This is a genomic window from Xanthomonas bonasiae (assembly GCF_014836395.1).
GTDB lineage: Bacteria > Pseudomonadota > Gammaproteobacteria > Xanthomonadales > Xanthomonadaceae > Xanthomonas_A > Xanthomonas_A bonasiae.
The window spans coordinates 94,965-121,608 of the sequence record NZ_JACSQX010000010.1 but is presented as its reverse complement, the minus strand read 5'-3'; the positions used below and the strand labels follow the sequence as shown (position 1 = coordinate 121,608).

The following is a 26,644-nucleotide window of genomic DNA, read 5'->3' as shown; positions in this document are numbered from 1 at the left end:
CGGCCCGCTGTCTCCGCGTCGCTGCCTGGATGGCGCTATGCTGGCCCGATTCCTGGGAGGGACGATGGATACCACCGCCTACGCGCGCCCGATCGACCGCTATTTCGCCAGCTATTCCGACGATCACCGCAATGCCGCCAACCAGCGCATCCACGTGGTCGCGGTGCCGGCGATCCTGTGGTCGGTGGTGGCGCTGCTGTGGTGCATCCCGGTCGGCGGCAGCTGGTTCCAGAGCGGGCTGTGGGCGGCACTGGGCATGTTCGCGGCGTGGATGTTCTACAACCGGCTGTCGCGGCCGCTGGGCTACGGCATGCTGGCCACCTTTTTCTTCTGCGGCTGCCTGTGCCGGCTGCTGGAGGCGCGCCTGGGCCTGCACGGCCTGCTGTGGCTGGCCATCGGCGTGTTCGTGGTGGCCTGGATCGCGCAGTTCGTCGGGCACAAGCTGGAAGGCCACAAGCCCAGCTTCCTCACCGACCTGGTGTATCTGCTGATCGGGCCGGCCTGGGTGCTGGCCAAGCTCTATCGGCGCATGGACTGGCGCTACTGAACCTGGCGCCGGGCCTGCTGCCCGCGCCTCAGCGCGGCACGCCCAGCATCGCCGCATCCGGCGCGAAGGCGCGCGGCGCGTAGCCGAAATCGCGCTGCGCCGGCGCCAGATCGAACACTAGGTCCTCGCCCATGCGCTGCAGCGCGGCGCGGTTCATGCCGCGCAGGCGGCCGCCGGCATGGGCGATGCCCAGGGCCAACGCGAACAGCGCATGCGGCAGCGACAGCAGCCGCGCCGGCGGCTGCAATGCGGCCAGCACGCGCCGCACCATCTCGCGGTAGCTGAGCACTTCGCCGCCGCCCAGCGCATAGCTGCGGCCATGCGTGGCCGGATGCGCCAGCACCGCCAGCGCCGCATCGGCCAGGTCCTGCACGTGCACCGGCTGGCGCAGGCCGCGCGCACTGCGCGGCAGCACGAACCAGCCGCTGCGCCGCGCCAGCGTCGCGATCGCGCTCAGCGTGCGGTCGCGGCCGGCGCCGTAGACGAGCGTCGGACGCAACACGGTCACCGCGGCACCGCGTTCGGCCGCGGCGGCGAACAGGGCCGCCTCGGCCTCGCGCAGGCGCCGGGCGACATCGCGTTCGGCGGCGTCCAGCGAATCGCGCTTGACCTCCAGGCTGGTGGAACCGAACGCGACCACGCGCGTCGCCCGCAACGGCGTGCGCCGGTACCAGTCGGCGAACGCATCCAGCGGGCCGCAGCTGAAGATCGCCTCGGCCTGCACCGGCGGCGCCTGCAGCTGGCTCAATTCGCCCGCATGCCAGTGCAGGCCGTCGCGCGGCGCTTGCGGCGCGCGCGAGAACGCATGCACCTGCCAGCCGGCCACCAGCAACCCGTGCAACAGGCGCTCGCCGATCTGGCCGCTGCCGCCGAACAGCAGCGCCACGCGCGCTTGGGCCGTGGGCGTAAGCGTCGGGGAGGCGGCAGCGGTCGCAGGGGGCGCATCGGTCATCGCACAAGCATAGCGAGCGCGCGCCGTCGCGCCCAATCCCGTGACCGCCACGCGCTCGCAAGCGCATCACCTGGCCTGCGCTATCGTGGCGCGATGACCTTGCATGCGCCGACCACCATCGCAGGCCAGCGCCGCGCAGCGCCTGTTACACTCGGGCTCCTGCTCGCGAATCTCGTATTCCCTGCATGATCCCCGTTCTGGACATCCTGCTGGCCTTGCCGTTCCTGATGGCGGCGGCCGTCATCGCCCTGCGCCACCGTTCGCGCGCCACGCTGGCCTGGGTCGCCGCGGCGGCGCCGTTGGCCGGGCTGATCCTGCTCGGCACGCTGACCCCGACCGTGCTCGGCGGCGGCATCGTGCGCGCCGACCACGCCTGGCTGCCGCAGATCGGCCTGCAGTTCTCGCTGCGCCTGGACGGACTGGCGTGGATGTTCGCCGGGCTGGTGCTGGCGATCGGCGCGCTGGTGGTGATGTACGCGCATTACTACCTCAGCGCGCGCGAGAACGCCGCGCGCTTCTACGGCTACCTGCTGCTGTTCATGGGCGCGATGCTGGGCATGGTGATCGCCGGCAATCTGCTGTTGCTGATGGTGTTCTGGGAACTGACCAGCATCAGCTCGTTCCTGCTGATCGGGTTCTGGTCGCATCGCAAGGATGCGCGCGACGGCGCGCGCATGGCGCTGGTGATCACCGGCGGCGGCGGCCTGGCGCTGCTCGGCGGCGTGCTGCTGATCGGGCGTATCGTCGGCAGCTACCAGCTCGATGTGGTGCTCGCCGCCGGCGACGCGATCCGCGCCAGCGCGCTGTATCCGTGGGCGTTGGGGCTGATCCTGCTGGGCATCTTCACCAAGAGCGCGCAGTTCCCGTTCCATTTCTGGCTGCCGCATGCGATGGCGGCGCCGACGCCGGTGTCGGCGTATCTGCACTCGGCGACGATGGTCAAGGCCGGCGTGTTCCTGCTGGCGCGGCTGCATCCGGCGCTGGCCGGCAGCGACCTGTTCTTCTACACGGTCAGCGGCGTCGGCGCGGTCACGCTGCTGGTCGGCGCCTGGTACGCGATCTTCCAGCACGACCTGAAGGGGTTGCTGGCGTATTCGACGATCTCGCACCTGGGCCTGATCACCATGCTGTTCGGGCTGTCCACGCCGATGGCGGTGGTGGCCGGCGTGTTCCACATCCTCAACCATGCGGTGTTCAAGGCCTCGCTGTTCATGGCCGCCGGCATCATCGACCACGAGACCCACACCCGCGACATGCGCCGGCTCGGCAACCTGCGCCGCTGGATGCCGTTCACCAGCGCGCTGGCGATCATCGCCTCGCTGTCGATGGCCGGCATTCCGCTGCTCAACGGCTTCCTGTCGAAGGAGATGTTCTTCGCGCAGGCGCTGGACGCCGACGGCCCGGTGGCGATGCGCGTGTTCACCGCCACCGCGGCGCTGCTGGCCGGCGTGTTCGGCGTCGCCTACAGCCTGCGCTTCGTCTACGAGACGTTTTTCGGCAGCGGTCCGCGGCAACTGGACGCCATGCCGCACGAGCCGCCGCGCTGGATGAAGATCCCGGTGGAGATCCTGGTGCTGCTGTGCGTGGCGGTCGGCATCTTCCCGGCGCTGACCGTGGCGCCGGTACTGCGCACCGCGGCCGTGGCGATCCTCGGCGACGCGCTGCCCGCGTACAGCCTGGCGGTCTGGCACGGCTGGAACGCGCCACTGGCGATGAGCATCGCCGGCGTGGTCGGCGGCGTGGCGCTGTACTTCGGCCTGCGCCGGCTGACCGTGCTGTACACCGAAGTGCGCCGCTCGCTGGGCAAGCGCGTGTTCCACTGGCAGGTGGATGCGCTGTTCGGCATCGCCGCGCGCTTCACCCGCGTGCTGACCAATGGCAGCCTGCAGCGCAGTCTGCGCTGGCTGCTGCTGAGCGCGGTGGTGGTCGCCGCGGCGCCGTTCGTCGCCGCGCCGCCGCTGTGGAGCCAGTGGCCGGCACCGCAGCCGATGCCGCTGCTGGGCTGGGCGCTGTGGCTGCTGATCGTCAGCTGCGCGCTGGCCACGCTGTTCCTGTACCGGCAGCGGCTGCTGGCGGTGCTGGTGATCGGCGGCAGCGGCCTGGGCGTGAGCCTGGTGTTCGTGTTCCTGTCGGCGCCGGACCTGGCGCTGACCCAGCTGCTGGTGGAGATGGTCACCCTGGTGCTGATGCTGCTCGCGATGAACTACCTGCCCAAGGCCTCGCCGGTGGAGCCGCAGCGCTGGCGCAAGCTGCGCGATGCGGCGCTGGCGATCGCCGCCGGCACCGGCATGGCCCTGCTGGCGTATTCGGTGATGACCCGGCCGGCGGCGACGATGGCCGGCGAGCTGTTGCAGCGCGCGCTGCCGGAAGCCTACGGGCGCAACGTGGTCAACGTGATCCTGGTCGATTTCCGCGGCTTCGACACCTTCGGCGAGATCACCGTGTTCGGCATCGCCGCGCTGGTGGTGCACGCGCTGCTGCGGCGCGCGCGGATGGCGCCGGAGAAGGTGATGCCGGGCCCACCGATCAAGCTGCCGGTGCCGGCCGACCTGGCGCAGCTGATGTTCCCGCTGACCCTCACCGTGTCGATCTTCCTGTTCCTGCGCGGCCACAACGCGCCCGGCGGCGGCTTCATCGCCGGGCTGGTGCTGGCGGTGCCGCTGCTGATCCAGTACGTGATCCAGGGCGCGGCCTCGGTGGAATCGCGCTTCGGCTTCGACTACATCCGCTGCATCGGCCTGGGCCTGTTGCTGGCCGCGCTCAGCGGCATGGCCTCGATGCTGTTCGGGGTGCCGTTCCTGACCAGCGGCCACTACGACCTCTACGTGCCGCTGATCGGCGACATCCCGCTGGCCAGCGCACTGGGCTTCGATACCGGCGTGTACCTGGTCGTGTTCGGCGGCACCATGCTGACCCTGTCGATGATGGGCACGATCAAACCCTCGCGCACGCGCGAGTCGCAGCGCGGCGAGATCGATCCGGCACAACGTTCGGCCCGCACCGGGGAGATGCGCTGATGGAACTGGCATTGGCGAGCGCGATCGGCGTGCTGACCGCGGTCGGCGTATACCTGCTGCTGCGCGCGCGCAGCTTCGACGTGATCCTGGGCATGACCGTGCTGTCCTACGCCACCAACCTGCTGATCTTCGCCGGCGGGCGATTGGTGCAGGGCAAGGCACCGGTGCTGCGCGACGGCGTTGCGCCCACGCTGGCCGACTACACCGACCCGCTGCCGCAGGCGCTGGTGCTGACCGCGATCGTGATCGCCTTCGCGATGACCGCGGTCAGCATCGTGCTGGCGATGCGCAGCCGCGGCGACAACCGCAGCGACCACGTCGATGCGCGCGTCGAGCACGACGGCGACAGCGCGCTATGAACCACCTGCTCATCCTGCCGATCCTGATCCCGCTGCTCGGCGCGGCCCTGTCGCTGTTCGTCGAGCACCGCCGCTACGGGCGCCACGTGCGCCGCGCGGTGGCCTGGACCGCAATGGCGGCGCTGGCGGCGGCGGTGATCGCGCTGTTCGTGCGCGCCGGCGACGGCCAGGTGCAGGTCTACCTGCTCGGCGACTGGCCGTCGCGGCTGGGCATCGCGCTGATGGCCGACCGCCTGTCGGCGTGGATGCTGCTGACCACCACCCTGCTTGCCGCGGCCTGCCTGCTGCACGCCTGCGCCGGCTGGGACCGGCGCGCGCCGCACTTCCACGCGCTGTTCCAGTTCCAGCTGGTCGGCCTCAACGGCGCGTTCCTGACCGGCGACGTGTTCAACCTGTTCGTGTTCTTCGAGGTGATGCTGATCGCCTCCTACGGCCTGCTGCTCAGCGGCGGGCGCGGCCTGCGCCTGCGCGTGGGCTTCCACTACGTGGTGTTCAACGTCACCTCCTCCACCCTGTTTCTGATCGCGCTGGGCCTGCTGTACGCGCTGCTCGGCTCGTTGAACATGGCCGAGCTGTCGCAGCGTATCGCGCAGGCGCCGCCGGAGAACCTGCGCCTGATCAAGGCCACCTTCGGCCTGCTGCTGCTGGTGTTCTGCGCCAAGGCCGCGCTGCTGCCGCTGTACCTGTGGCTGCCGGAAACCTATGCGCGCGCACCGGCGCCGGTGGCGGCGCTGTTCGTGGTGATGACCAAGGTCGGGCTGTACGCGGTGCTGCGGGTCAGCACGCTGATCCTGGGCAACCAGGCGCAGGCACTGGGCGGCTACGGCCGCGCATGGCTGCTGTGGCTGGGTATCGGCACGCTGCTGCTGGCCGCGCTCGGGGTGCTGGCCGCGGTGCGCCTGCGGGTGCTGGTCGGCTACCTGGTGATCGTGTCGGCGGCGACGCTGTTCATCGCCTTCGCGCTGGATGCGCCGGGCACGCTCGGCGCAGGACTGTACTACCTGGCGCACAGCAGCTTCGTGGCCGCGGCGCTGTTCCTGATCGCGGACCTGATCCGCCGCCGCCGCGGCGACGCCAGCGACCGCAAGGAAGTGATCGCGCCGCTGCCGGGCAAGACCGTGCCCGGCGTGCTGTTCCTGATCGCCGCGGTCTCGGTGGCGGGGCTGCCGCCGCTGTCCGGATTCCTGGCCAAGGTCGCGATCCTCAGCGCCACGCCGGCGGGCAATGCCGGCCCGGTATGGGCCGCGGTGCTGCTCAGCAGCCTGATGGTGATCATGGGCCTGACCCGTGCCGGCGTGCGCCTGTTCTGGCGCGTGCCGGGCGACCAGCACCTCGACGACGACGGCATCGAACAACCGCCACCGCCGCAGCCGCGCAAGGCGCGCGCACGGCCGCTGGAGACCGCGGCGACGCTGCTGCTGCTCGGTTACGGCGTGGCGATGACGGTCGCCGCCGGGCCGATGCTGCGCTATACCGAAGCCGCCGCCGCGCAGTTGCTGCGTCCGGCCGATTACGCCACCGAGCTGCGCGCGACCGCGCCAGCGCTACGGGAGCCCTGACATGCGCCGTCCCTGGTTGCGCCGCCTGTTTCCGTCCTGGCCGCTGAGCGTCACCGTCACCGTGTTCTGGCTGTTGATGAGCGACAGCTTCGGCCTGGGCCAGTTGCTGTTGGGCGCGGTGCTGGGCGTGGCGGTGCCGCTGTTCGCCGCGCGCCTGGACCGCGAGTTCGCGCGCATCGGCTCGCTGCGCTCGGTGCCGAAGATGCTGTGCGTGGTCGCCTGGGACATCGTGCGCTCCAACGTGGTGGTGGCGCTGCAGGTGCTGGGCCCGGAATCGCGGATCCACCCCGGCTTCATCTGGGTGCCGCTGGACATCGCCAACATCCACGGCATCGCCGCGCTGACCAGCATGATCACGCTGACGCCGGGCACGGTGTCGGCGGCGCTGTCGGACGACCGCAAATACCTGTTGGTGCACGTGCTGCACCTGGACGACGCCGAGACCGTGATCCGGCAGATCAAGACGCGCTACGAAGCGCCCCTGATGGAGATCTTCCCATGACCGGCCACATGTTCATCGAGGGCACCATCGCCGTGTGCATGCACGTGGTCGCCTTGGCGATGCTGCTGGCGCTGTGGCGGCTGCTGCGCGGGCCGACCGTGCCCGACCGCATCCTGGCGCTGGATACGCTGTCGGTGACCGCGATCGCCGAGCTGATGCTGTTCGGCATGTACCTGGATTCGCCTGTGTACTTCGAAGCCGCATTGGTCATCGCCATGCTCGGCTTCGGCAGCACCGTGGTGCTGAGCAAGTACGTGCTGCGCCGGGACATCGTCGAATGATCGGGCTGCTGCAGGTCGGGCTGTCGCTGCTGCTGATCGTCGGCTGCTTCTTCATCCTGCTCGGCGCGCTGGGCCTGGTGAAGCTGTCGGACTTCTTCAAGCGCCTGCACGCGCCGACCAAGGCCAGCACGCTGGGCGTGGGTTGCGTGCTGCTGGCTTCGGTCGGCTACCACCTGTTCCTGGGCCAGGACCCGCAGCCGCGCGAATTGCTGATCACCGCATTCCTGTTCATCACCGCGCCGATCAGCGCGCACATGATGGCCAAGGCGGCGCTGTCGCTGATGATGGAGCAGCGGCCGCAGGTGCCCGACAGCCGCGATCATGCCGACAAGGAAGGGCTGCCGCCGGCAGCGCAGGACGACGAGCGCTAACCGCGTGGACGAAGTCCTGTAGGAGCGGCTTCAGCCGCGACCGGGGGCGTTACCGGTAATGCCGGTCGCGGCTGAAGCCGCTCCTACAGGTGGCGTCGCCTTGAACAGGCTATAGCCGCGCCTCACCCCACCAACGCCACTTCCAGCCCGACCCAGGCCAGGAACGCGACCAGCAGCACCGCGCCTTCGCCGCGGCTGATGCGCATGTCGCCGCGCAGCATCGGATACAGCACCACGCTCAGCGCGACCGCCGCCGGCAGTTCCAGGCGCACGAACGAGGCCGGCAACGGCAGCGGGCGCAGCGCCGCCATGCCGCCGATCACCACCAGCAGGTTGAACAGGCTGGAGCCGAGCACATGCCCGACCACCATGTCGCCCTGCCCGCGGCGCGCGGCGGCGATCGCGGCGGCGGCTTCCGGCAGCGCGGTGCCGATCGCCACCGGCAGCAGGCCGACCAGCAGCGGCGACAGGCCCCAGGCGGCGCCGAGCCGCGGCGCCGCATCGACGACGAGCTTGGCGCCGAAATACAGCAGCACGCTCGCGATCAGCAGGCGCAGCAGGTTCAGGCCCAGCGCGGTGCGGGTCACCGCATAGCCGGACAGACCGAGCTGGCGCGCGGCGTCTTCGTTACGCGCGCGGCGCAGCAGGAACACCACCACGCCGACGAAGCCCAGCAACAGCAACACGCCTTCCAGGCGCGAGATCGCCCCGTCCAGGCCGAAGCCGATCAGGGCCAGCGTCGCCACCGCCAGCACCAGCAGCAACGGCGCCAGCATCCGCGTGCGCACCAGCAGCGGTGCCGCCAGCGCGGCCAGCGCCAGGGTTAGGCCCAGGTTGGCGATGTTGCTGCCGACCGCATTGCCCAGCGCCAGGTCCTGCGCGCCGACCATGTAGGCGCGCGCGTTGACCGCCAGTTCCGGCAACGAGGTCCCGAACGCCACCAGCAGCAGGCCGGCGACGAACGGCGAGGCGCCGCAGCGCTGCGCCAGGCCCGAAGCCGCCTTGACGATCGAATCGCCGCCCAAGGCCAGCAGCAGCAGTCCCACCAGCACCAAGCCGATCGCGCTCGCCATCGCCCATCCCCTCGCCATTACGATGCGCGATTCTATGCGCAGCGCGGATGATGCGGCCGTCATCGTGGCCACCGGGCGGGGGGCGGCTGGCTGGCCAGGCGGATTTCTTCGGGGGAACCGGGTGCCGGCGGCGTGGATCGCAACCGCCGCCGCTGCACCTGTAAAGCCCGCGGACCGGCCAGCCGGTCAAGCTCGCGGTCGAATTCCTGAAGGAAACAAAAAACAGCGACAAGGCCCTTTCATCAACCAACCCACCCCGCTTATCTCACACTCGAATACCGTTGGAGCAGTCCACAAACCGCAAGCCTTCAAGCCCGGAAGCCTCGCATTGCCGTTTCAGCTGCTGGGAAACGAAAATGCGCTGCGAGCTTTCCTTGGCCCGAACGAGGTGGTGACCCCCCAACGCCGCAGGCGGCAGGCTCTGAAGCGTTGTGAATCGCAGAGGTCCATCAGGCATAAAGCCGAACATGGGGGCATGCCGGGAGTGTTCGAGGTCGATGCAAGGCACCGTCTGGATCACATTGAAGACGTGGAAGCCCTGCAACCGTTCCTCCTTGAGGTAGACGTCGGCGGGAAACAATTGAACGTCGTCCGGATATTGGCGCAACACCTCCGCCATTGCCTGGCTGACGAATTCGAGCGTGTCGCTTTGAAGGAGATCGAACGCCAGCAAGCGCGACTTGCTTACTTTCTTGTTGTTTCTGAAGGTCGGGGTGGCAGCAACCGACGATTGCGTTTCGCCGCTGATGAACAGCAGGTGGTCGGGGGAGAGCGTCTGGTCGTATTTGAACCAGAAAATTTCCGAGTAGCTCTCACTGATGTCCAATAGGTACATGGCATTCCCTGCAGCGACCTGCACGCGTTGATCTTCATCCAGCGGGCATGCCCAGTGCCTACCTGCCCTGGGCGCCGACAACCGGCTTGACGCCTGCGCTAGCCGCAGCCTTCCACGTAGTCCACCTGCGGCGGCAGGCCCACGCGCCAAGAGGTGGCCTTGCCCGCGGCGTCGGTCTCGAACACCAGGACACCGGACTGGGCAGTGCTGCCAGCGATGCGCAGGACCTTGCCGCCTTCGATGTACTTGTGCGGCTGCTCTTCCACGCGCCCGGCGTACAGCGCGCGCAGTTGCGCCAGGTCCATGCCGATCTTGCCGCCGCCCGGCGCGGTTTCCTTGGCGGTGCGCACGTCGTAGCGGACCAGCTTGTCGGCTTCGAACATCAGGCCGAAGTCGTTGCCGCCCTTGGCCCAGCGCGGCCTGAGGACGTAGCAGCCGCCCGCCTCGCCGGGCTGCCCATCGAGTTCGCCGCCCCAGGCCGCGCGCGCCTGCGCCGCGCTCATGCCCAGGCGCAGATCGCCATAGCCATCGTCGCGAGCCAGCTGGCGCTCGGCCGGGGCCATCTCCGGCGGCATCGCCGCGGCCGGGGCCTGCGCCGGGGGCACGTCGGTGTCGGGCTGGTCCAGCGCCGGCGGCGGCAAGGCGCCGTCGTCCGCCGCGACGGGCGCGGGCGGTGGCGCGGACGGCGGCGACTTGTCGCAGGCGCTCAGCGCGAGCAGCAGCAATGCAGCGGCAGGCAGGGTCGGCTTCATCGCAGTTCCTCGCAAGAGCAGTGCATAGGCTAGCGCGCGCGCCGCACGCATGCACTGACTGCATTGCGGAATCGCGATGCAGACCCGTCATCTCATCGCCATCGCTCGTGGCGGCAGTGGCAGTGGCTGCGTCAGCGCCGCACGAACGCGCCTCCTACGACAGCCGACCTGCGTCGCCTGTCATCAGTGTTTCACCGCCGATCGCCAAGCTTCTTCCCTTCCGGTACCGCCACCATGCATCCGCGCAAGACCACCCTCGCCCTCGCGGCACTGCAATCCCACGCCGCGCCGCTGGACATGCGCCAGCGCCGTGTCCTGATCCTGGCCGACGGCCAGCGCAGCGTCGACGAACTGGCCGCGCTGGGCGGCAGCAACGCCGCGGCGATCGTGCAGGCGCTGTTGCAGCAGGGCTATCTGGACGACGGCCGCGCAACCGCCGGACCGCCCCCGGCCGCGACGCCGCCCGCGCCCGCCATCGCGCCGGCGGATCCGCGTCGCGCGCTGCTCAACGCGCGCATGTATCTGCTCGACCTGCTGCAACTGCAGCGCCATCCGGCCTCGCGCACGTTGCAGCAGCAGTTGCGCGACGCGCGCGAGGAAGCGGCCACGCTGCAGGCGATCGCGGACGCGCTGCGGGCGATGCCGGAAATGACCTCCGAGCGCTATGCGCAACGCATCCGCGAGCGCGTGCTGGAGGTGCTGCCGGCACCGCTGCACGCGCCGCTAAACGCATCGCTGGAAGCCGCCTGAGCGCGTCGTCGCAGGTGTCGGCCCGCGCGCGACGCGGACCGGATGGCCCGCGCCGCAGCGCTCAGGGCGTGCGGAAGTTGCGCCGCAGTCCCTGCCAGCATTGCTGGTAGTCGCGCTGGCGATGCGCCGCCGCCAATGCCTGCGCGGTCGGGCGCAGCACTGCGCGGGTCTCGAACATGAAGGCCATGGTGTCGGCGATCACGTCCGGCCGCGACAGGTCCGCCTGCGAGGCCTTGTCGAAGGTCGCCGCATCCGGGCCATGCCCGCTCATGCAGTTGTGCAGCGAGGCGCCGCCGGGCGCGAAGCCTTCGGCCTTGGCGTCGTAGACGCCGTGGACCAGGCCCATGAACTCGCTGGCCACGTTGCGGTGGAACCACGGCGGCCGGAACGTGTGCTGCGCCACCAGCCAGCGCGGCGGAAAGATCGCGACGTCCAGGTTGGCCGTGCCCGGCGTGTCGCTGGGCGCGGTGAGCACGGTGAAGATGCTCGGGTCGGGATGGTCGAAGCTGATCGAGCCGATGGTGTTGAAGCGGCGCAGATCGTACTTGTACGGCGCGTAGTTGCCGTGCCAGGCGACCACGTCCAGCGGCGAATGCGCGATCGGCGCCTGCCACAGGTGGCCCTGGAACTTGGCGATCAGCGCGAAGTCGCCTTCGTCTTCCTCGTAGGCGGCCACCGGGGTCAGGAAATCGCGCGGATTGGCCAGGCCGTTGGCGCCGATCGGCCCCAGGTCGGGCAGCCGCAGCAGCGCGCCGAAGTTCTCGCACACGTAGCCGCGCGCCTGCCCGTCGGGCAGCGCGACGCGGAAGCGCACGCCGCGCGGGATCACCGCGATCTCCTGCGGTTCCAGCTCCAGCATGCCCAGTTCGGTGTGCAGCTGCAGCCGGCCCAGCTGCGGCACGATCAGCAGTTCGGCGTCGGCGTCGTAGAAGAAACGCCCCTGCATCGACGCGTTCGCCGCGTACAGATGCACCGCCACGCCATGCTGCGCCTCGGCCGAACCGTTGCCGGCCATCGTGTACAGGCCATCGACGAAATCCACCGCGGTCTGCGGCAGCGGCAACGGACTCCAGCGCAGTTGGTCCGGCGACACCGGTCCGGCATTGAAGTCGTTGTGGAAGCCGGCAGCCTGGGTGTACGCGGCGAAGCCGCCGTGCAGCGCCGCCGGACGGATCCGGTACAGCCAGCTGCGCCGGTTGACGCCGCGCGGCGCGGTGAACGCGGTGCCCGACAGCTGCTCGGCGTACAGGCCATGGGCCACGCGCTGCGGCGAGTTCTGCCCGACCGGCAGCGCGCCCGGTACCGCCTCGGTGGCGAATTCGTTGCCGAAGCCAGACATGTAGCGATGATGGTCATGCATGAACTTGAGCCTTCGCGAGATCAAGCCCCTCTCCCATCGGCGACCAAAGGAAGTCCCCGTGGGAGAGAGGGGTTGGGGTGAGGGTACGGAGCCACCATAACGCCGCAAATCACCTGAATCACGGCGTCCGTCGACAGCAGCACATCGTTGTTCCAGAAGCGGACGATTCGCCAGCCTTGCGACTCAAGCCAGCGCGTTCTCGCCGCATCGCGTGGTTCGCTGTGTTGCGAGCCATCGAGCTCGACGATCAGCCTGGATGCGACACAGCAAAAATCAGCGACATAGGGAGGAACAGGATACTGGCGCCGAAACTTGAAGCCTTGCAATTGGCCGCCTCTCAGGCAACTCCACAGTTTGCGTTCGGCGTCGGTCATAGTCCGACGCAGCAAGCGTGCGTTTTCCAGTGTTGAAGTGGGGAGCGGCGGTTTGACTCTCATTGAGCCACCGTACCCTCACCCCAACCCCTCTCCCGATGGGAGAGGGGCTTTTGCCGTGTCGGCGCATGCTGGTCCCGACCGTCAGAGCACGCCGCGCTTCATCTGGTCGCGCTCGATGCTCTCGAACAGCGCCTGGAAGTTGCCTTCGCCGAAGCCTTCGTTGCCCTTGCGCTGGATGATCTCGAAGAAGATCGGGCCGATGCAGTTCTGGGTGAAGATCTGCAGCAGCTTGCGCTGCTTGGTCTCCGGGTCGGCGTCGATCAGGATCTTGTTCCTGGCCAGCCGCGCCACGTCTTCGCCGTGGTTGGGAATGCGCTGGTCGATCACTTCGAAGTACGCGTCCGGGGTATCCAGGAACTCCACGCCAGCCGCGCGCATCCGCTCCACGGTCTCGTAGATGTCGTCGGTGAAGCAGGCGATGTGCTGGATGCCTTCGCCGTGGTAGGCGTCCAGGTATTCGTTGATCTGGCTCTTCGGATCGGACGATTCGTTGAGCGGGATGCGCACCACGCCGTCCGGCGCGGTCATCGCCTTGGAGGTCAGCCCGGTCTTGGCGCCCTTGATGTCGAAGTAGCGGATCTCGCGGAAGTTGAACAGGCGCTCGTAGTAGTCCGACCAGCGCTGCATGTTGCCGAAGTAGAGGTTATGGGTCAGGTGGTCGATGAAGGTCAGGCCGAAACCGGCCGGATGCGGCTCGGCGCCGGGCACCGGTTCGAAGTCGGCGTAGACCGAGCCCTTATCGCCATAGCGGTCGACCAGGTACAGCATGCAGTCGCCGATGCCCTTGACCACCGGCGCCGGCACCGCGCGGGTGTCGGCCTTGTCGCCGATGGCCTCGCCGCCGTTCTCCAGCACCTTGGCGAATACCTCCTCGGCCGGATGCCGGAAGCGGATCGCGAAACCGCAGGCGCACGGCCCGTGCGCGGCGGCGAAATCGGCGGCGAACGACTCCGGGTCTTCGTTGACCAGGAAGTTGACCCCGCCCTGCCGGTACACGGTGATCGCACGGCTGCGATGGCGCAGCACCGCGCTGAAGCCCATGCTGCGGAAGTAGGCGTGCAACCGTTCGCCCTGCCCGGCCGGCGCGGCGAACTCGACGAACTCGAAGCCGTCGATGCCCATCGGGTTCTCGAAGGTGGTGACCTGCATGCCCAGGTTGGCCGGCTGGGACGGATACTGCGGTTGTGCGCTCATGGCTCGTCTCCTGGAGGACGCGGGCAGCGCCCGGCCGAAATTTCGGATGCGGACGGACGCCAGACTCGCGAGAATGGACAGTAGTCTCCTCCGTTATAGTTACAAATGAAACCACCAGCAAGGTGCAATGCAGCATGACGTCGATCGCCCCCAACGCCCCGCCCGCGCCCGAGCAGCCCTCGCTCGACCTGGAGCAGTTCCTGCCCTACCGCATCAGCGTGCTGTCCAACCGGATCAGCAGCAACATCGCCCGCGTCTACGGCGAGCGCTACGGCATGGCGGTGACCGAATGGCGGGTGATGGCGGTGCTGGCGCTGTACCCGGGGCTGTCGGCCGGCGAGGTGTCCGAGCGCACCGCGATGGACAAGGTGGCGGTGAGCCGCGCGGTGGCACGATTGCTGGAACGCGGCTTCATCCAGCGCGAGACCCATGGCGACGACCGCCGCCGCTCGGTGCTGCACCTGTCCGAGGCGGGGGTGGAGGTCTACCAGGTGATCGCGCCGATGGTGCTGGAATGCGAGCGCCGCCTGCTGGCGCCGTTCAACGAGGAGGAGCAGCGCGTGCTGAACCGGCTGATCGATCGGCTGGCGGCCGAAGGGCTGCCGAGCATGACCGGCAAGTGAGGAAGGCACGGCGCCTGCCTGAAGCGGGCGCTGCCGCGGGCCCCTGTAGGAGCGGCTTCAGCCGCGACAGACGCTATCGGTAACGCCCGTCGCGGTTGAAGCCGCTCCTGCAGGGAGCACGCGCCTTTCAGCGACCCGGGAAAACGCCCGGGGCTGCGCTCAGGTCTTCGGCGGTGCCCACTGCTTGAGGAAGTCGAAGAACTTCTTGCGGTCGTAGCCCTCGCCCTTTTCCAGCTCGCCGGTGAGCTGCGAGTGCAGCAGCTTGCCGTCGGCATCGAGCACCAGCAGGTGCGGATAGGCCTCGATCTTCGGGTACTGGGCCAGGAACGCCTCGTTCTTGTTTTCGTCGCTGTAGTTGACCTTGACCCACACGTAGTTGGCATCGCGGAAGCTGCGCACCTCGGCGTCGCCCTCGATGAAGTCGTCGAGGATGTGGCATCGCGCGCACGACTCGCCGCCCACGTCGAGCAGGATGCGCTTGCCGCCGCGCTTGGCTTCCACTTCGGCCGTTTCCAGGTCGTTGGCCGGATCGCGGTTCGGATCGAACTGCGCGCCCAGCGCCGCCGCCGCGGCCACATCGGCGGCGGCGGGCGTGTTGCCCGAGGCCACCGGCTGGTTCGGATCGGCCACCGGCGGCTTCTGCACCGAGGTGTCCAGCGGCTTGGCCGGCGCCTGTTCCGGCTCCGGCGCAGGCGCCTTGCCGCAGCCGCCCAGGGCCAGCATCAGCGCCGCCACGCTGCCTATCGTCTTGATCGTCTTGTTCGACATTGCGATCTACCTCACGTCATTTGACACCGTGCATCAACTTGTTGATCAGCGGTGCAATCAGGAACAACAACACACCCGAGCCGAGCAGGGCCCAGAAACCGAAAGTGTAGCCCTTCAGCGCCGAGTCCACGGTCATCCCGGTCTCGCCGCTGACGCCTGCGGCGAAGATGCCGGACAGGTTGTTGCCGATCGCGGTGGACAGGAACCAGCCGCCCATCGCGAAGCCCACGACCTTGGTCGGCGCCAGCTTGGTGGTCATCGACAGGCCGATCGGCGACAGGCACAGCTCGCCCACGGTCTGGATCACGTAGACCATGAACAGGGTCCAGAACGGGATCTTGCCGGAGCCGTCGACCAGCGAGGACAAGGCGAACATCAGCAGCGCGAAGGCCAGGCCGTTGAAGATCAGGCCCAGGCCGAACTTGCGCGGGATCGACGGGTTGGACGACTTCAGCGCCACCCACAGCCACACGAACACCGGGCCCAGCACCAGGATCGCCAGCGTATTGACCGACTGGAACCAGCCGACCGGGAACATCCAGCCGCCCAGGTCGCGCTCGACGATGTTCTGCGCCAGGAAGTTGAACGAACTGCCGGCCTGCTCGAAGAACATGAAGAACATCACGTTGAACACGAACACGATCAGCATCGCGATCGAGCGGTCGCGCGGCACGCGGCCCTCGCGGATGCCTTCGATCAGGATCATCGCGCACAGCGCGACGAACAGCGCGGTGAGGATCCAGCCGAGGATGCCGGCATCGATCAGCAGCAGGCCGTAGGCCACCGGGATCACCACCAGCGTCGCCAACAGCACCCCGATCGTGCGCCCCATGCCCTCGCCGCCGGCCGGCGGCCGGCCGACCGCGCCGAGCTGGTGGCGTCCGATCCAGAACCACACCAGGCTGATCAGCATGCCGATGCCCGACGCGATGAACACGTACTTGTAGGCCGGCATCGCCTCGGTGCCGAACAGCTTGTCGGCCAGCAGGCCGGTCAGGATCGGCGCGAAGAAGCCGCCGGCGTTGATGCCCATGTAGAAGATGGTGAAGCCCGAATCGCGGCGCGGATCGTTCAGCGGATACAGCTTGCCGACCATGGTCGACACGTTCGGCTTGAACAGGCCGTTGCCGGCGATGATCGTGGCCAGGCCGATCTTGAACACCTCTTCGTTCGGCACCGCGATCAGGAACAGGCCCACCGACATGACCACCGCGCCGATCAGCAGCGAGCGCTGGTAGCCGATCAGCCGGTCGGCGACGAAGCCGCCGAACAGCGCCGAGGCGTAGACCAGCGCCAGGTAGGCGCCGTACAGCCGGTTGGCCGGGGCCTCGCCCGCGCCGGCGCCCTGGAAGAACTCGGCGACGATGTACAGGGTCAGCGCCCAGCGAATCCCGTAGAACGCGAAGCGCTCCCAGAATTCCGTCATGAACAGCAGCCACAATGGCCGTGGATGGCCCAGCAGGGTCTTGAATTCGGGCGGTTGCGCTGGCGGCTGCGGCGGTGAGGCTGGGGGGTGCGACGCGACGTCGTCAACGCTCATGCGGTGTTCCCTTGCGTATTCAGTATGGGCTGGGGCGATTCCCGGCCGGGCCGGGGAACGGGCGAGCATCACCGACAGTTGGCGCTGGCGTCAAATGGCCGGGAGTGGGGAGTGGGGAGTGGGGATTCGCAAGTGCCCCCTCGGGCTGCGGCGGGTCATGTCTCCCGGGCACGCATGTGCGTGCGCCGGCGTGCGTGCTCAGGCCCCGGATTCCGCACTGCCGGCGGCCGCTGCGGGCGGCGCCGCATCGCGACCGTCCGGCAGCCCCACCGAGGTGCGCACCTCGAACAGTTCCGGGAAGAAGGTCAGCGCCAGCGCCTGCTGCAGGAAGCCCACGCCGCTGGAGCCGCCGGTGCCGCGCTTGAAGCCGATCACCCGCATCACCGTGCGCATGTGGCGGAAGCGCCACAGCTGGAACTGGGTCTCCAGGTCCACCAGATCCTCGCACAGCGCGTACTCGCGCCAGTAGCGGTCGGTGTTCTCGTAGATGCGCTCGAACACCGGCCGCAGCAGCGGATCGCTGACATGCGGCTGGCGCCAGTCGCGCGCCCGGTACTGCTCGGGAATCGCATGCCCGAAGCGGGTCAGGTAGCGCAGGAATTCCTCGTACAGGCTGGGCGCTTCCAGCACGGCCTGCAGCGCCGCCTGGCCGTGCGGGTCGTGGCCGAACACGCGCAGCATCTGTTCGTTCTTGTTGCCGAGCAGGAACTCGATGGTGCGGTACTGCAGCGACTGGAAGCCCGAGGCCGGGCCGAGCACGTCGCGGAAGCCCATGTATTCGGACGGGGTCAGCGTCTCCAGCACCGACCACTGCTCGGTCAGCTGGCGCAGCACCTGCTTGCTGCGCGCCAGCACCTTGCGGCACTGCCAGACCTCGTCGCGCTGCAGGTGCATGATCGCCGCGCGCAGCTCGTGCGCCAGCAGCTTCAGCCACAGCTCGGAGGTCTGGTGCTGGATGATGAACAGCATCTCGTCGTGGTGCGGCGGGTCCGACAGCGGCTGCTGCGCGGACAGCAGCTGGTCCAGCCGCAGGTAGCCGCCGTAGGTGACGCGGCCTTCCAGGTCGGTGTGGATGCCGGCTTCGAGCGGGCGCTGGTTCTGTTCGACGGGCATGGGCGGCAACGGCGATCCGGGGCCGGCAAGGGTACCGCAGCGACGCCTGTCACATCCCGGTCAGCGGCCGGCGCCAAACTCGGGCAGAATCGGGCCAGCGCCTTGGGGGGCGCCCGATCGTCATCCGCGGTATTCCACGTCTTCAAGGATTGGGGAGAGTCTTCGTCATGCGAACCATGCTGCTTCGTGCTGCAGTGTTGTCGTGCGCGCTCGCCTGTGCCGGAACCGGCCAGGCCCAGGTCGTCATCAGCCAGGTCTATGGCGGTGGCGGCAACAGCGGCGCCACCTACAAGAGCGATTTCATCGAACTGCACAACAACGGCAACCAGGCGGTGAGCCTGGCCGGCTGGTCGGTGCAGTACGCCTCGGCCGCCGGCAGCAGCTGGCAGGTCACCACGCTGGCCGGCAGCATCCCCGCCGGCGGCTACTACCTGGTCAAGCAGGCCGACGGCAGCGGCGGCAGCACCGCGCTGCCGACCCCGGACGCCACCGGCACCACCGCGATGAGCGGCACCGCCGGCAAGATCGCGCTGAGCAACGCGGCGACCGCGCTGAGCGGCGCCTGCCCCGCCGGCAACGTCGATTTCGTCGGCTACGGCAGCAGCGCCAGCTGCGCCGAAGGCAGCGCGCCGACCGCCGCGCCGAGCAACACCCTGGCGGTGCTGCGCGGCAACGGTGGCTGCAGCGACAGCGACAACAACAACGCCGACTTCGCCACCGGCGCGCCGAACCCGCGCAATACGGCGGCGGCGGTCAACCTGTGCGGCGGCGGCAACCAGCCGGTGGCCAGCGTCGCCAACGTCAGCCGCGGCGAAGGCGACAGCGGCAGCACCGCGTTCGTGTTCACCATCGCCCTGAGCCAACCGGCCGGCAGCGGCGGGGTCAGCTTCAGCGTCGCCACCCGCGACGGCAGCGCCAGCGCCGGCAGCGACTACCAGGCCGTGGCCGCGACCACCGTGACCATTCCCGCCGGCGAAAGCAGCGCCGAGGTCAGCGTGCTGGTCAATGGCGACACCGCCAACGAACCCGACGAGACCTTCTACCTCGACATCACCGGCATCAGCGGCGCCTTGCCGGCCACGCTGACCGCCAGCGGGGTGATCCTCAACGACGACTTCAACCTGGTGCCGATCCACAGCATCCAGGGCAGCGGCGCGCGGTCGCCGCTGGTCGGGCAGGTGGTCGCCACCAGCGGCATCGTCACCGCGCGGCGCAGCGCCGGCTTCTTCCTGCAGGCGCCGGACGCCGAGGCCGATGCCGATCCGCAGACCTCCGAAGGCATCTACGTCTACACCGGCAGCGCGCCGCCGGCCGAGGCCGCGGTGGGCAATGCGGTGCGGGTGCAGGCCACCGTGCTCGAATACGTGCCGAGCGCCGATCCGACCCAGCCGCCGCTGACCGAACTGGGCACCCCGACCGTGCTGCTGCAGTCCACCGGCAATCCGCTGCCGGCCGCGGTGACGCTGACCACCAGCTTCCCCGACCCCAGCGGCGCCTACGACCAGCTCGAGCGGCTGGAAGGCATGCGCGTGACCGTGCCCAGCCTGACCGTCAACGCGCCCACCGGCGGCAGCGTCAACGAGACCAACGCCACCGCCAGCAGCAACGGCGTGTTCCATGCCGTGGTCACCGGCCTGCCGCGCGCCTGGCGCACGGCCGGCGTGCAGCAGCCCGACCCGCTGCCGGCCGGTTCCCCGGCCGACGTGCCGCGCTGGAACACCAACCCGCAGGTGATCGCGGTGGGCAGCGCCGGCCTTGGCGGCGAGCGCATCGACGTGGCCGGCGGCTGCGTGGTGCTCGGCGTCAGCGGCCCGCTGGACTACACCTTCCGCCGCTACACGATCTACCCGGAAACCGCGCCCACCGTGCAATGCAACGGCGCCGACCAGCCCAAGCCGGCACCCGCGCCGCAGGCGGACGACGTCAACGTCGCCACCTACAACATGGAGCGCTTCTTCGACGACCAGAACGACCCGGCGATCGGCGAACCGGTGCTGACCGCGGCCGCCTACCAGGCGCGGCTCAACAAGGCCTCGCTGGCGATCCGCAACTACCTCAACACGCCCGACATCCTGGGCACGGTGGAAGTGGAAAGCCTGAGCGTGCTGCAGACCCTGGCCACACGCATCAACACCGACGCGGTCGCCGCCGGCCAGCCCGATCCGCAGTACGTGGCGTACCTGCAGGAAGGCAACGATGTCGGCGGCATCGACGTCGGCTTCCTGGTCAAGACCGCGGCGGTCGGCGCCGGCATCGCCCGCGTCGAAGTGCTCTCGGTCAGCCAGGAAGGCAAGGCCACCACCTGGACCGAGCCGGCCGGCGGCACCAGCCTGCTCAACGACCGCCCGCCGCTGCTGCTGAAGGCGATCGTGCATTTCGCCGACGGCCGCACCCTGCCGCTGACCGTGGTCGAGGTGCACCAGCGTTCGCTCAACGGCGCCGAGACCGACGACGCCAGCGGCCTGCGCATCCGCGCCAAGCGCCAGGCGCAGGCGGTGTTCCTGGCCAACCTGCTGCAGGCGCGGCAAGTGGCCGATCCCGGCGAACAGCTGCTGGTGATGGGCGACTTCAACGCCTTCGAGTTCAACGACGGCTACGTCGATGCGATGGGCACGGTGACCGGCCTGCCGTCGGCCGACGCGCAGACCGTGGTCGAGGGCGACGGCGCCGACCTGGTCACGCCGGACCTGTACAACCTGACCCTGCTATCGACCCCGGACCAGAGCTACTCCTACGCCTACGACGGCAACGTGCAGTCGCTGGACCACATCCTGGCCAACCGGGCGCTGATGAACTCGGCGCAGGTGGCGACGCTGAGCGAAGGCCACGCGCGGCTCAACGCCGACTTCCCGGCCACCGCGCGCAACGACGCCAACTCGCCGGCACGGCTGTCCGACCACGATCCGGCGGTGGTGCTGCTCAAGCTCAAGCCGCTGCAGCGCGCCGACCTGAGCGTGACCGCGAACGCGGCCAATGCCGCGGTCTATGCCGGCGACACGATCCGCTACAGCGTCGAGGTCGGCAACGCCGGCCCGGATGCGGCCAGCTTCGCCGCGGTCGCCTTCGCCCTGGACGCGGCGGTGACGCCGACCGTGACCGCCGCCCCGGGCTGGGACTGCGCCACGCCGGAGGTGGCCGCGCAGACCGTGGTGACCTGCACCACGACGCAGCTGGCCGCCGGCGCCACGCCGCGCTTCGACGTGGCGGTGCCGGCCACGGCCGACCTGGTCGGCCGTTCGCTGACCCTGGCCGCGTCGGTCGCCTCGCAGACCGAGGATCCGAACGGCGGCAACAACGGCGCCAGCGCCGCGGTGGCCGTGCAGGCTGCGCCCGCCGGCAACCTGGCGGTGCGCATCGACGGCCCGGCGACGCTGCCGTTGATCGCGTTCAGCGCCAACTACCGCATCGCCCTGGTCAACCATGGCAATGCGCCGGTCAAGCGCGCCAGCCTGACCGTCAGCGGCAACACGCTGTCGGTGCTGTCGCTGCTGGTGCCGCCGCGCGGCTGGCAGTGCGTGCGCCAGGCCCACGGCCTGCGCAGCGCGCAGTACCAGTGCAGCACCCGCGCCGACCTGGCGCCGGGCGCGAGCACCGCGTTCACCTTGACCACGGCGACCCGCCCGCTGCCGGCCGACCGCAACATCGTGATCGAGGCCAGCGCCAGCTCCGCCTCGGCCGACGCCGACCCGTCCGACAACACGGCACGCTTCAGCACCCGCATCGGCCGCTGAGCGCAACCGCCTTCGGGCAGAACAAGGGCGCGGCCGCAAGCCGCGCCCTTTTCTTTTGCGCTCGCTCCGGAATCCCCCCTTGAAGCCGCTCTGCTGTTGCTCAAGCCCCTCTCCCCGCGGGAGAGGGGTTGGGGTGAGGGTACGGCGCGAAGCGTCTCGCAGAGTTTGGGGGCACGAGGCTTCGCCCGTACCCTCATCCGCCCCTACGGGGCACCTTCCCCCCGAAAAGGGGGCCATGGTCCCGATGGGAGAAGGGAACAGCCGATGGGCATAGCCAGCTCACCCTCCATTCGAATGCAGCCTTCGCTCCCGCTTCGAGTCTTTCGCTGTCGCTCTTGAGCCTTTGCTGTTGCCGTTAGCTGTTGCCGTTAAAACGTCCCGCCTTAAAGCGAGCCGAGCACCGCAGTGGCGAGCGGCCGAAGAGGCGCCCCTGTTTGAGCGAAGCGAGTTTGGGCGCCGTGCCGTTCGCCGCGAGGAGCGCAGGGGACCGGTGCGGCTGTATCGCACCGGCTCGTGTCGGGCGGGAGCGGTTTTGGTTACTTTTGCCAAGACAAAAGTGACTCGCGCCGACCGGCGCGAAAGCTCTTGATCTTGATCTTGCTGTTGCCGTCGCCACTGCTTTCGCGCAATCGCCCCACGCCCCGGCCGCCGCCATCACGCCCAGCTCCAACCGTCCACCGCTAGACATCCACACCCGCTGCGCAGCCACCCATCGCACCGCAACAATCGCCCACGTGAACGCCAGCAACGCGCACGGCCCACACAGCGCGCGTTTTTGCTGCAATCCAGCAAGATACCGTGCTGCGGTGCAGGACGGCTTTTGTGCACGCCTTCCTTAACATGCCGAGTCATATCATTTGAAACTTGTTGTCGAGAGTGCCGCTGTCATGACCATCGCCGCCCAGTTCGAAATCGAATACCTGCAGTACCTCGACGCGGACGGCCAACCGGCCCGCGACGCCCTCCCGGCCGATTCGGCCAACCCGCAGACCTTGCTGGCGTTGTTCAAGCAGATGCTCTACGTGCGCACCTTCGACAGCAAGGCCGTGGCCCTGCAACGCACCGGCAAGCTCGGCACCTACGCCTCGTGCCTGGGCCACGAAGCCACCCACATCGGCATCGGCGCCTCGATGCGCAGCGGCGACGTGCTGGCGCCCAGCTACCGCGAGTACGGCGCCATGTTCATGCGCGGCGTGCGCCCGCGCGAGGTGCTGCTGTACTGGGGCGGCGACGAGCGCGGCAGCGACTTCCTGCGCGATTCCGACGCCGCCAGGGACTTCCCGATCTGCGTACCGATCTCCACCCAGTGCCTGCATGCCGCCGGCGCCGCGCTGGCGTTCAAGCTGCGCGGCGAAGGCCATGTCGCGGTCGCCACCTGCGGCGACGGCGGCTCCTCCAAGACCGATTTCTATGCCGCGCTCAATTCCGCCGGCGCCTACCAGCTGCCGCTGATCCTGTGCGTGATCAACAACGGCTGGGCGATCTCGGTGCCGCGCGCGGCGCAGACCGGCGCGCAGACCCTGGCACAGAAAGGCCTGGCCGGCGGCCTGCACTGCCTGCAGGTGGACGGCAACGATCTGATCGCGGTGCTGGAGGCGATGCGCCAGGCACGCGAGCGCGCGCTGAGCGGCCAGGGCGGCACGGTCATCGAATTCATGACCTACCGCCTGTCCGACCACACCACCGCCGACGACGCGCGCCGCTACCGCGACGAGGCCGAGGTCAAGCAGGCCTGGGAACGCGAGCCGCTGACCCGGCTGCGCACCTGGCTGACCGCGCAGGGCCTGTGGAACGAGGCCGAGGAAGCGGCGTGGAAGCAGGAATGCGCGCGCCTGGTCGACATCGAGGTCGATGCCTACCTGGCCACCCCGGTGCAGCCGGTGGAAGCGATGTTCGATTACCTGTATGCCGATCCGCCGCCAGACCTGCTCGCGCAGCGCGCCGACGCCATCGCCCTGGAGCAGCGCCATGGATGAGCTCAGCCCTCGCCTTGCCGACACGGCCGCCGCGCATGCGGCCGGCACAGCCCATAGCGCGGCCACAGCGCGCGGAGACCAGTCCATGACCAGCACCCCCATCACCCTGATCGAAGCCGTTACCCAGGCCCTGGCCTGGGAACTGCAGCACGACCCGTCGGTGCTGGTGCTGGGCGAGGACGTGGGCGTCAACGGCGGCGTGTTCCGCGCCACCGCCGGCCTGCAGCAGCGCTTCGGCGCGCAGCGCGTGCTGGACACGCCGCTGGACGAAACCACCATCGCCGGCCTCACCGTCGGCCTGGCCGCGCAGGGCATGAAGCCGGTGGCCGAGGCGCAGTTCGACGGCTTCGTCTATCCGATGGTCGATCACCTGATCTGCCACGCCGCGCGCCTGCGCAACCGCACCCGCGGCCGCCTGCACTGCCCGATGGTGCTGCGCGTGCCGTGGGGCGGCGGCATCCGCGCGCCGGAGCACCACAGCGAAGCCAACGAGGCCATCTTCACCAACGTGCCGGGCCTGCGCGTGGTGCTGCCGTCCTCGCCGCAGCGCGCCTACGGCCTGCTGCTGGCGGCGATCCGCGAGCCGGATCCGGTGATCTACATGGAGCCCAAGCGCCTGTACCGCCAGTACAAGGAAGTGGTCGCCGACGACGGCGAGGCGCTGCCGCTGGACGTGTGCTTCGTGCTGCGCGAGGGCAGCGACGTGACCCTGGTCGCCTGGGGCGCGCAGGTCAAGGAAGCCTTGGAAGCGGCCGACAAGCTGGCCGCCGACGGCATCAGCGCCGAGGTCATCGACGTGGCCACGCTGCGCCCGCTGGACTTCGACACCATCGCCGAATCGGTGGCGCGCACCGGCCGCTGCGTGATCGTGCAGGAAGCCCCGCGCAGCGCCGGCTTCGGCGCCGAGATCGCCGCGCGCCTGGCCGAGCAGTCGATGTACGACCTGGTCGCGCCGGTGCAGCGGGTGACCGGCTATGACACCCACATTCCCTTGTTCCGGCTGGAGATGAAATACCTGCCGAGCGTGGACAAGATCGTCGCGGCGGCCAAGCGTGCCGTCGCCGCAGGCTGACATGCAGGCGCGCCTGCTCAGCGACTACCGCGCCGCCTACCCGCACCCGATCCGCTTCGCCGCCGGCGAGCGGGTGGTGCTGGGCGTGCGCGACGAGGAATGGCCCGCGTTCGTCTGGACCACGACCGCTGCCGGCAACGCCGGCTGGGCGCCGCTGGCCTGGCTGCGCGCCACCGGCGACGGCCACGCCGAAGCGCTGCGCGACTACGACGCGCGCGAACTGGATGCCGTGCAGGGCGACACCGTGACCCTGCACTACGAATACGGCGACTGGTGGTGGGCCGAGCGCGCCGATGGCGTGCAGGGCTGGCTGCCGGCGCGCGACCTGGAACTGCTGGAAGAGACCACATGAGCCAAACCAAGAACTTCAATCTGCCCGACCTGGGCGAAGGCCTGCCGGACGCCACCATCGTCGAATGGTTCGTCAAGGAAGGCGACACCATCCAGCTCGACGAGCCGCTGGTGTCGATGGAAACCGCCAAGGCGGTGGTCGAAGTGCCCTCGCCGGTGTCGGGCAAGGTGCTGAAACTGGCCGGTGCGCCGGGCGACATCGTCGTCACCGGCAGCATGCTGGCGCAGTTCGCGCCCGACGCCAGCATGCCGCAGCGCGCCGAAGGCCAGGACACCGGCCACCACCACGGCGGCCCCGCGCCGGCCAACCCGGGCAAGGGCGCCGGCGCCGATGCGCCGGGCGACAACGACCGCGTCATCGCCTCCGACACCGGCGGCGAACTGCGCGACGCCGACGCCGACGCGGCGCCAGGCGATGGCGCACGCGACGACGCCGGCACCGTGGTCGGCGCGATGCAGAGCTCCAACGCCGTGCACAGCGAGCGCACGGTCTCGGTCGGCGGCGTGCGCGCGATGCCGGCGGTGCGCGCGCTGGCGAAAAAACTGGGCGTGGACCTGGCACGGGTGCGCGCCAGCGGCGGCGACGGCGCAGTGACCCTGGCCGACGTGAAGCAGGCGGCAGCGAACGGTTCGGCCGGTGTAGGAGCGGCTTCAGCCGCGACCGCACGCCCACCGCAAGCCGCCGCTGAAGCCGCTCCGACAACAGCAACAACGGCAGCAATCCCGACGTCGTCGCGCACGCCGCTGTCCGCCAGCGGCAAGCCGATGCGCACGCAGCCGCCCGGCCCCGCCGCGCACGGCCAGCCCGAGCCGCTCAAGGGCGTGCGCCGCAACATGGCGCGGGTGATGGCGCAGGCGCATCGCGAGGTGGTGCTGACCACGCTCAACGACGACGCCGACGTCCACGCCTGGGCACCGGGCAACGACATGACCGTGCGCCTGGTGCGCGCGATCGTCGCCGCCTGCCAGGCGGTGCCGGCGCTCAATGCCTGGTTCGACGGCGACGCGCTGACCCGCACCCTGCACGCGCAGGTGGACATCGGCATCGCCGTGGACACCGACGACGGCCTGTTCGTGCCGGCGCTGCGCAATGCCGACATGCTCGACGCGCGCGGCATCCGCGAAGGCGTCAACCGCCTGCGCCAGCAGGTGGAGACGCGCAGCATCGCCGCGTCCGAACTGAGCGGCTACACCATCTCGCTGTCCAACTTCGGCATGTTCGCCGGCCGCTACGCCACCCCGATCGTGGTGCCGCCGTGCGTGGCGATCGTCGCCGCCGGCCGCGCCCGCCACCAACTGGTGCCGGTGATGGGCGGCGTGGAAACGCACAAGCTGCTGCCGCTGTCGCTGAGCTTCGACCACCGCGCCTGCACCGGCGGCGAAGCGGCGCGCTTCCTGCGCGCGATGATCGACGATCTGGCCCTGCCGGGCTGAGCGAACTGCGCCGCCGCCGCGCGCCCCGGCCGCGGCGCTCCGGCATC

At 69.4% G+C, this 26,644-nt stretch carries 24 protein-coding genes; 14 read left to right on the top strand and 10 right to left on the bottom strand.

Features of this window, described 5'->3' with window-relative positions; genetic code table 11:
• The first annotated feature begins 64 nt into the window (after nucleotides 1-64).
• A complete protein-coding gene (locus H9658_RS16835; RefSeq protein ID WP_191826236.1) occupies nucleotides 65-547 on the top strand; it encodes an Mpo1 family 2-hydroxy fatty acid dioxygenase in 483 nt (160 codons plus the stop codon).
• A 28-nt stretch (nucleotides 548-575) separates the two neighbouring features.
• Here H9658_RS16835 and H9658_RS16830 read toward each other — a convergent pair whose 3' ends face one another.
• Nucleotides 576-1,499 carry an SDR family oxidoreductase gene (locus H9658_RS16830; RefSeq protein WP_191826235.1) on the bottom strand — a complete coding sequence of 308 codons (924 nt, stop codon included), beginning with the start codon at nucleotides 1,497-1,499 and terminating at the stop codon, nucleotides 576-578.
• A gap of 185 nt (nucleotides 1,500-1,684) precedes the next feature.
• Here H9658_RS16830 and H9658_RS16825 point away from each other — a divergent pair, with 185 nt between their 5' ends.
• The 6 genes from H9658_RS16825 to H9658_RS16800 are packed head-to-tail and all read left to right on the top strand — an operon-like array spanning nucleotide 1,685 to nucleotide 7,588.
• Nucleotides 1,685-4,516, top strand: a complete 2,832-nt coding sequence (locus H9658_RS16825; protein WP_191826234.1) for a monovalent cation/H+ antiporter subunit A — start codon at nucleotides 1,685-1,687, stop codon at nucleotides 4,514-4,516.
• Complete coding sequence (locus H9658_RS16820) at nucleotides 4,516-4,875, top strand: Na+/H+ antiporter subunit C (RefSeq protein WP_191826233.1); 360 nt, start codon at nucleotides 4,516-4,518, stop codon at nucleotides 4,873-4,875. Before H9658_RS16825 ends, H9658_RS16820 begins: the two co-directional genes overlap by 1 nt.
• Nucleotides 4,872-6,434 (top strand): monovalent cation/H+ antiporter subunit D, encoded by a 1,563-nt coding sequence (locus H9658_RS16815; RefSeq protein WP_191826232.1) that lies wholly within the window; start codon nucleotides 4,872-4,874, stop codon nucleotides 6,432-6,434. Before H9658_RS16820 ends, H9658_RS16815 begins: the two co-directional genes overlap by 4 nt.
• Nucleotide 6,435: 1 nt before the next feature.
• Nucleotides 6,436-6,936: a Na+/H+ antiporter subunit E gene (locus H9658_RS16810; RefSeq protein ID WP_185814266.1), complete on the top strand. Its 501-nt coding sequence runs from the start codon at nucleotides 6,436-6,438 to the stop codon at nucleotides 6,934-6,936.
• The gene (locus tag H9658_RS16805) at nucleotides 6,933-7,217 is read left to right on the top strand and encodes a K+/H+ antiporter subunit F (protein ID WP_145704729.1); all 285 of its coding nucleotides are present in this window, start codon (nucleotides 6,933-6,935) and stop codon (nucleotides 7,215-7,217) included. Before H9658_RS16810 ends, H9658_RS16805 begins: the two co-directional genes overlap by 4 nt.
• A complete protein-coding gene (locus tag H9658_RS16800) occupies nucleotides 7,214-7,588 on the top strand; it encodes a Na+/H+ antiporter subunit G (protein ID WP_191826231.1) in 375 nt (124 codons plus the stop codon). Before H9658_RS16805 ends, H9658_RS16800 begins: the two co-directional genes overlap by 4 nt.
• 122 nt (nucleotides 7,589-7,710) lie before the next feature.
• Here H9658_RS16800 and H9658_RS16795 read toward each other — a convergent pair whose 3' ends face one another.
• The 3 genes from H9658_RS16795 to H9658_RS16785 all read right to left on the bottom strand — a co-directional run bounded on the left by H9658_RS16795 (nucleotide 7,711) and on the right by H9658_RS16785 (nucleotide 10,248).
• The gene (locus H9658_RS16795) at nucleotides 7,711-8,661 is read right to left on the bottom strand and encodes a calcium/sodium antiporter (protein WP_191826230.1); all 951 of its coding nucleotides are present in this window, start codon (nucleotides 8,659-8,661) and stop codon (nucleotides 7,711-7,713) included.
• Between the two features lie 265 nt (nucleotides 8,662-8,926).
• Nucleotides 8,927-9,496: an imm11 family protein gene (locus tag H9658_RS16790; RefSeq protein ID WP_191826229.1), complete on the bottom strand. Its 570-nt coding sequence runs from the start codon at nucleotides 9,494-9,496 to the stop codon at nucleotides 8,927-8,929.
• A 98-nt stretch (nucleotides 9,497-9,594) separates the two neighbouring features.
• The gene (locus H9658_RS16785) at nucleotides 9,595-10,248 is read right to left on the bottom strand and encodes a lectin (protein ID WP_191826228.1); all 654 of its coding nucleotides are present in this window, start codon (nucleotides 10,246-10,248) and stop codon (nucleotides 9,595-9,597) included.
• A gap of 234 nt (nucleotides 10,249-10,482) precedes the next feature.
• Between H9658_RS16785 and H9658_RS16780 the strand changes: the two genes are divergently transcribed.
• Nucleotides 10,483-10,998, top strand: a complete 516-nt coding sequence (locus tag H9658_RS16780) for a hypothetical protein (protein ID WP_191826227.1) — start codon at nucleotides 10,483-10,485, stop codon at nucleotides 10,996-10,998.
• Nucleotides 10,999-11,059: 61 nt separating this feature from the next.
• On the opposite strand, the gene hmgA is transcribed toward H9658_RS16780, so the two are convergent.
• From hmgA to hppD, 3 genes are all read right to left on the bottom strand, one after another.
• Nucleotides 11,060-12,358, bottom strand: a complete 1,299-nt coding sequence (hmgA, locus tag H9658_RS16775) for a homogentisate 1,2-dioxygenase (protein WP_191826226.1) — start codon at nucleotides 12,356-12,358, stop codon at nucleotides 11,060-11,062.
• A gap of 20 nt (nucleotides 12,359-12,378) precedes the next feature.
• Complete coding sequence (locus H9658_RS16770) at nucleotides 12,379-12,732, bottom strand: endonuclease domain-containing protein (protein ID WP_263604339.1); 354 nt, start codon at nucleotides 12,730-12,732, stop codon at nucleotides 12,379-12,381.
• Between the two features lie 144 nt (nucleotides 12,733-12,876).
• Nucleotides 12,877-13,989, bottom strand: a complete 1,113-nt coding sequence (gene hppD, locus H9658_RS16765) for a 4-hydroxyphenylpyruvate dioxygenase (RefSeq protein WP_369914856.1) — start codon at nucleotides 13,987-13,989, stop codon at nucleotides 12,877-12,879.
• Nucleotides 13,990-14,123: 134 nt separating this feature from the next.
• Here hppD and H9658_RS16760 point away from each other — a divergent pair, with 134 nt between their 5' ends.
• Nucleotides 14,124-14,612 (top strand): MarR family winged helix-turn-helix transcriptional regulator, encoded by a 489-nt coding sequence (locus H9658_RS16760; protein ID WP_191826224.1) that lies wholly within the window; start codon nucleotides 14,124-14,126, stop codon nucleotides 14,610-14,612.
• Nucleotides 14,613-14,771: 159 nt separating this feature from the next.
• Here the strand turns inward: H9658_RS16760 and H9658_RS16755 are convergent, their stop codons facing one another.
• The 3 genes from H9658_RS16755 to H9658_RS16745 all read right to left on the bottom strand — a co-directional run bounded on the left by H9658_RS16755 (nucleotide 14,772) and on the right by H9658_RS16745 (nucleotide 18,033).
• Complete coding sequence (locus H9658_RS16755) at nucleotides 14,772-15,380, bottom strand: thioredoxin family protein (RefSeq protein WP_191826223.1); 609 nt, start codon at nucleotides 15,378-15,380, stop codon at nucleotides 14,772-14,774.
• A gap of 16 nt (nucleotides 15,381-15,396) precedes the next feature.
• Complete coding sequence (locus H9658_RS16750; protein WP_191826222.1) at nucleotides 15,397-16,920, bottom strand: peptide MFS transporter; 1,524 nt, start codon at nucleotides 16,918-16,920, stop codon at nucleotides 15,397-15,399.
• Between the two features lie 198 nt (nucleotides 16,921-17,118).
• Nucleotides 17,119-18,033, bottom strand: a complete 915-nt coding sequence (locus tag H9658_RS16745) for a tryptophan 2,3-dioxygenase (protein WP_191826221.1) — start codon at nucleotides 18,031-18,033, stop codon at nucleotides 17,119-17,121.
• Between the two features lie 167 nt (nucleotides 18,034-18,200).
• Here H9658_RS16745 and H9658_RS16740 point away from each other — a divergent pair, with 167 nt between their 5' ends.
• The 5 genes from H9658_RS16740 to H9658_RS16720 all read left to right on the top strand — a co-directional run bounded on the left by H9658_RS16740 (nucleotide 18,201) and on the right by H9658_RS16720 (nucleotide 26,597).
• The gene (locus tag H9658_RS16740) at nucleotides 18,201-21,764 is read left to right on the top strand and encodes a lamin tail domain-containing protein (RefSeq protein ID WP_191826220.1); all 3,564 of its coding nucleotides are present in this window, start codon (nucleotides 18,201-18,203) and stop codon (nucleotides 21,762-21,764) included.
• Between the two features lie 887 nt (nucleotides 21,765-22,651).
• A complete protein-coding gene (gene pdhA, locus H9658_RS16735) occupies nucleotides 22,652-23,740 on the top strand; it encodes a pyruvate dehydrogenase (acetyl-transferring) E1 component subunit alpha (protein WP_191826219.1) in 1,089 nt (362 codons plus the stop codon).
• A complete protein-coding gene (locus H9658_RS16730) occupies nucleotides 23,733-24,812 on the top strand; it encodes an alpha-ketoacid dehydrogenase subunit beta (RefSeq protein ID WP_179569237.1) in 1,080 nt (359 codons plus the stop codon). Before pdhA ends, H9658_RS16730 begins: the two co-directional genes overlap by 8 nt.
• Before the next feature lies 1 nt (nucleotide 24,813).
• The gene (locus H9658_RS16725) at nucleotides 24,814-25,164 is read left to right on the top strand and encodes an SH3 domain-containing protein (protein ID WP_179569239.1); all 351 of its coding nucleotides are present in this window, start codon (nucleotides 24,814-24,816) and stop codon (nucleotides 25,162-25,164) included.
• Nucleotides 25,161-26,597 carry a dihydrolipoamide acetyltransferase family protein gene (locus H9658_RS16720; RefSeq protein WP_191826218.1) on the top strand — a complete coding sequence of 479 codons (1,437 nt, stop codon included), beginning with the start codon at nucleotides 25,161-25,163 and terminating at the stop codon, nucleotides 26,595-26,597. Before H9658_RS16725 ends, H9658_RS16720 begins: the two co-directional genes overlap by 4 nt.
• Nucleotides 26,598-26,644 lie beyond the last annotated feature (47 nt).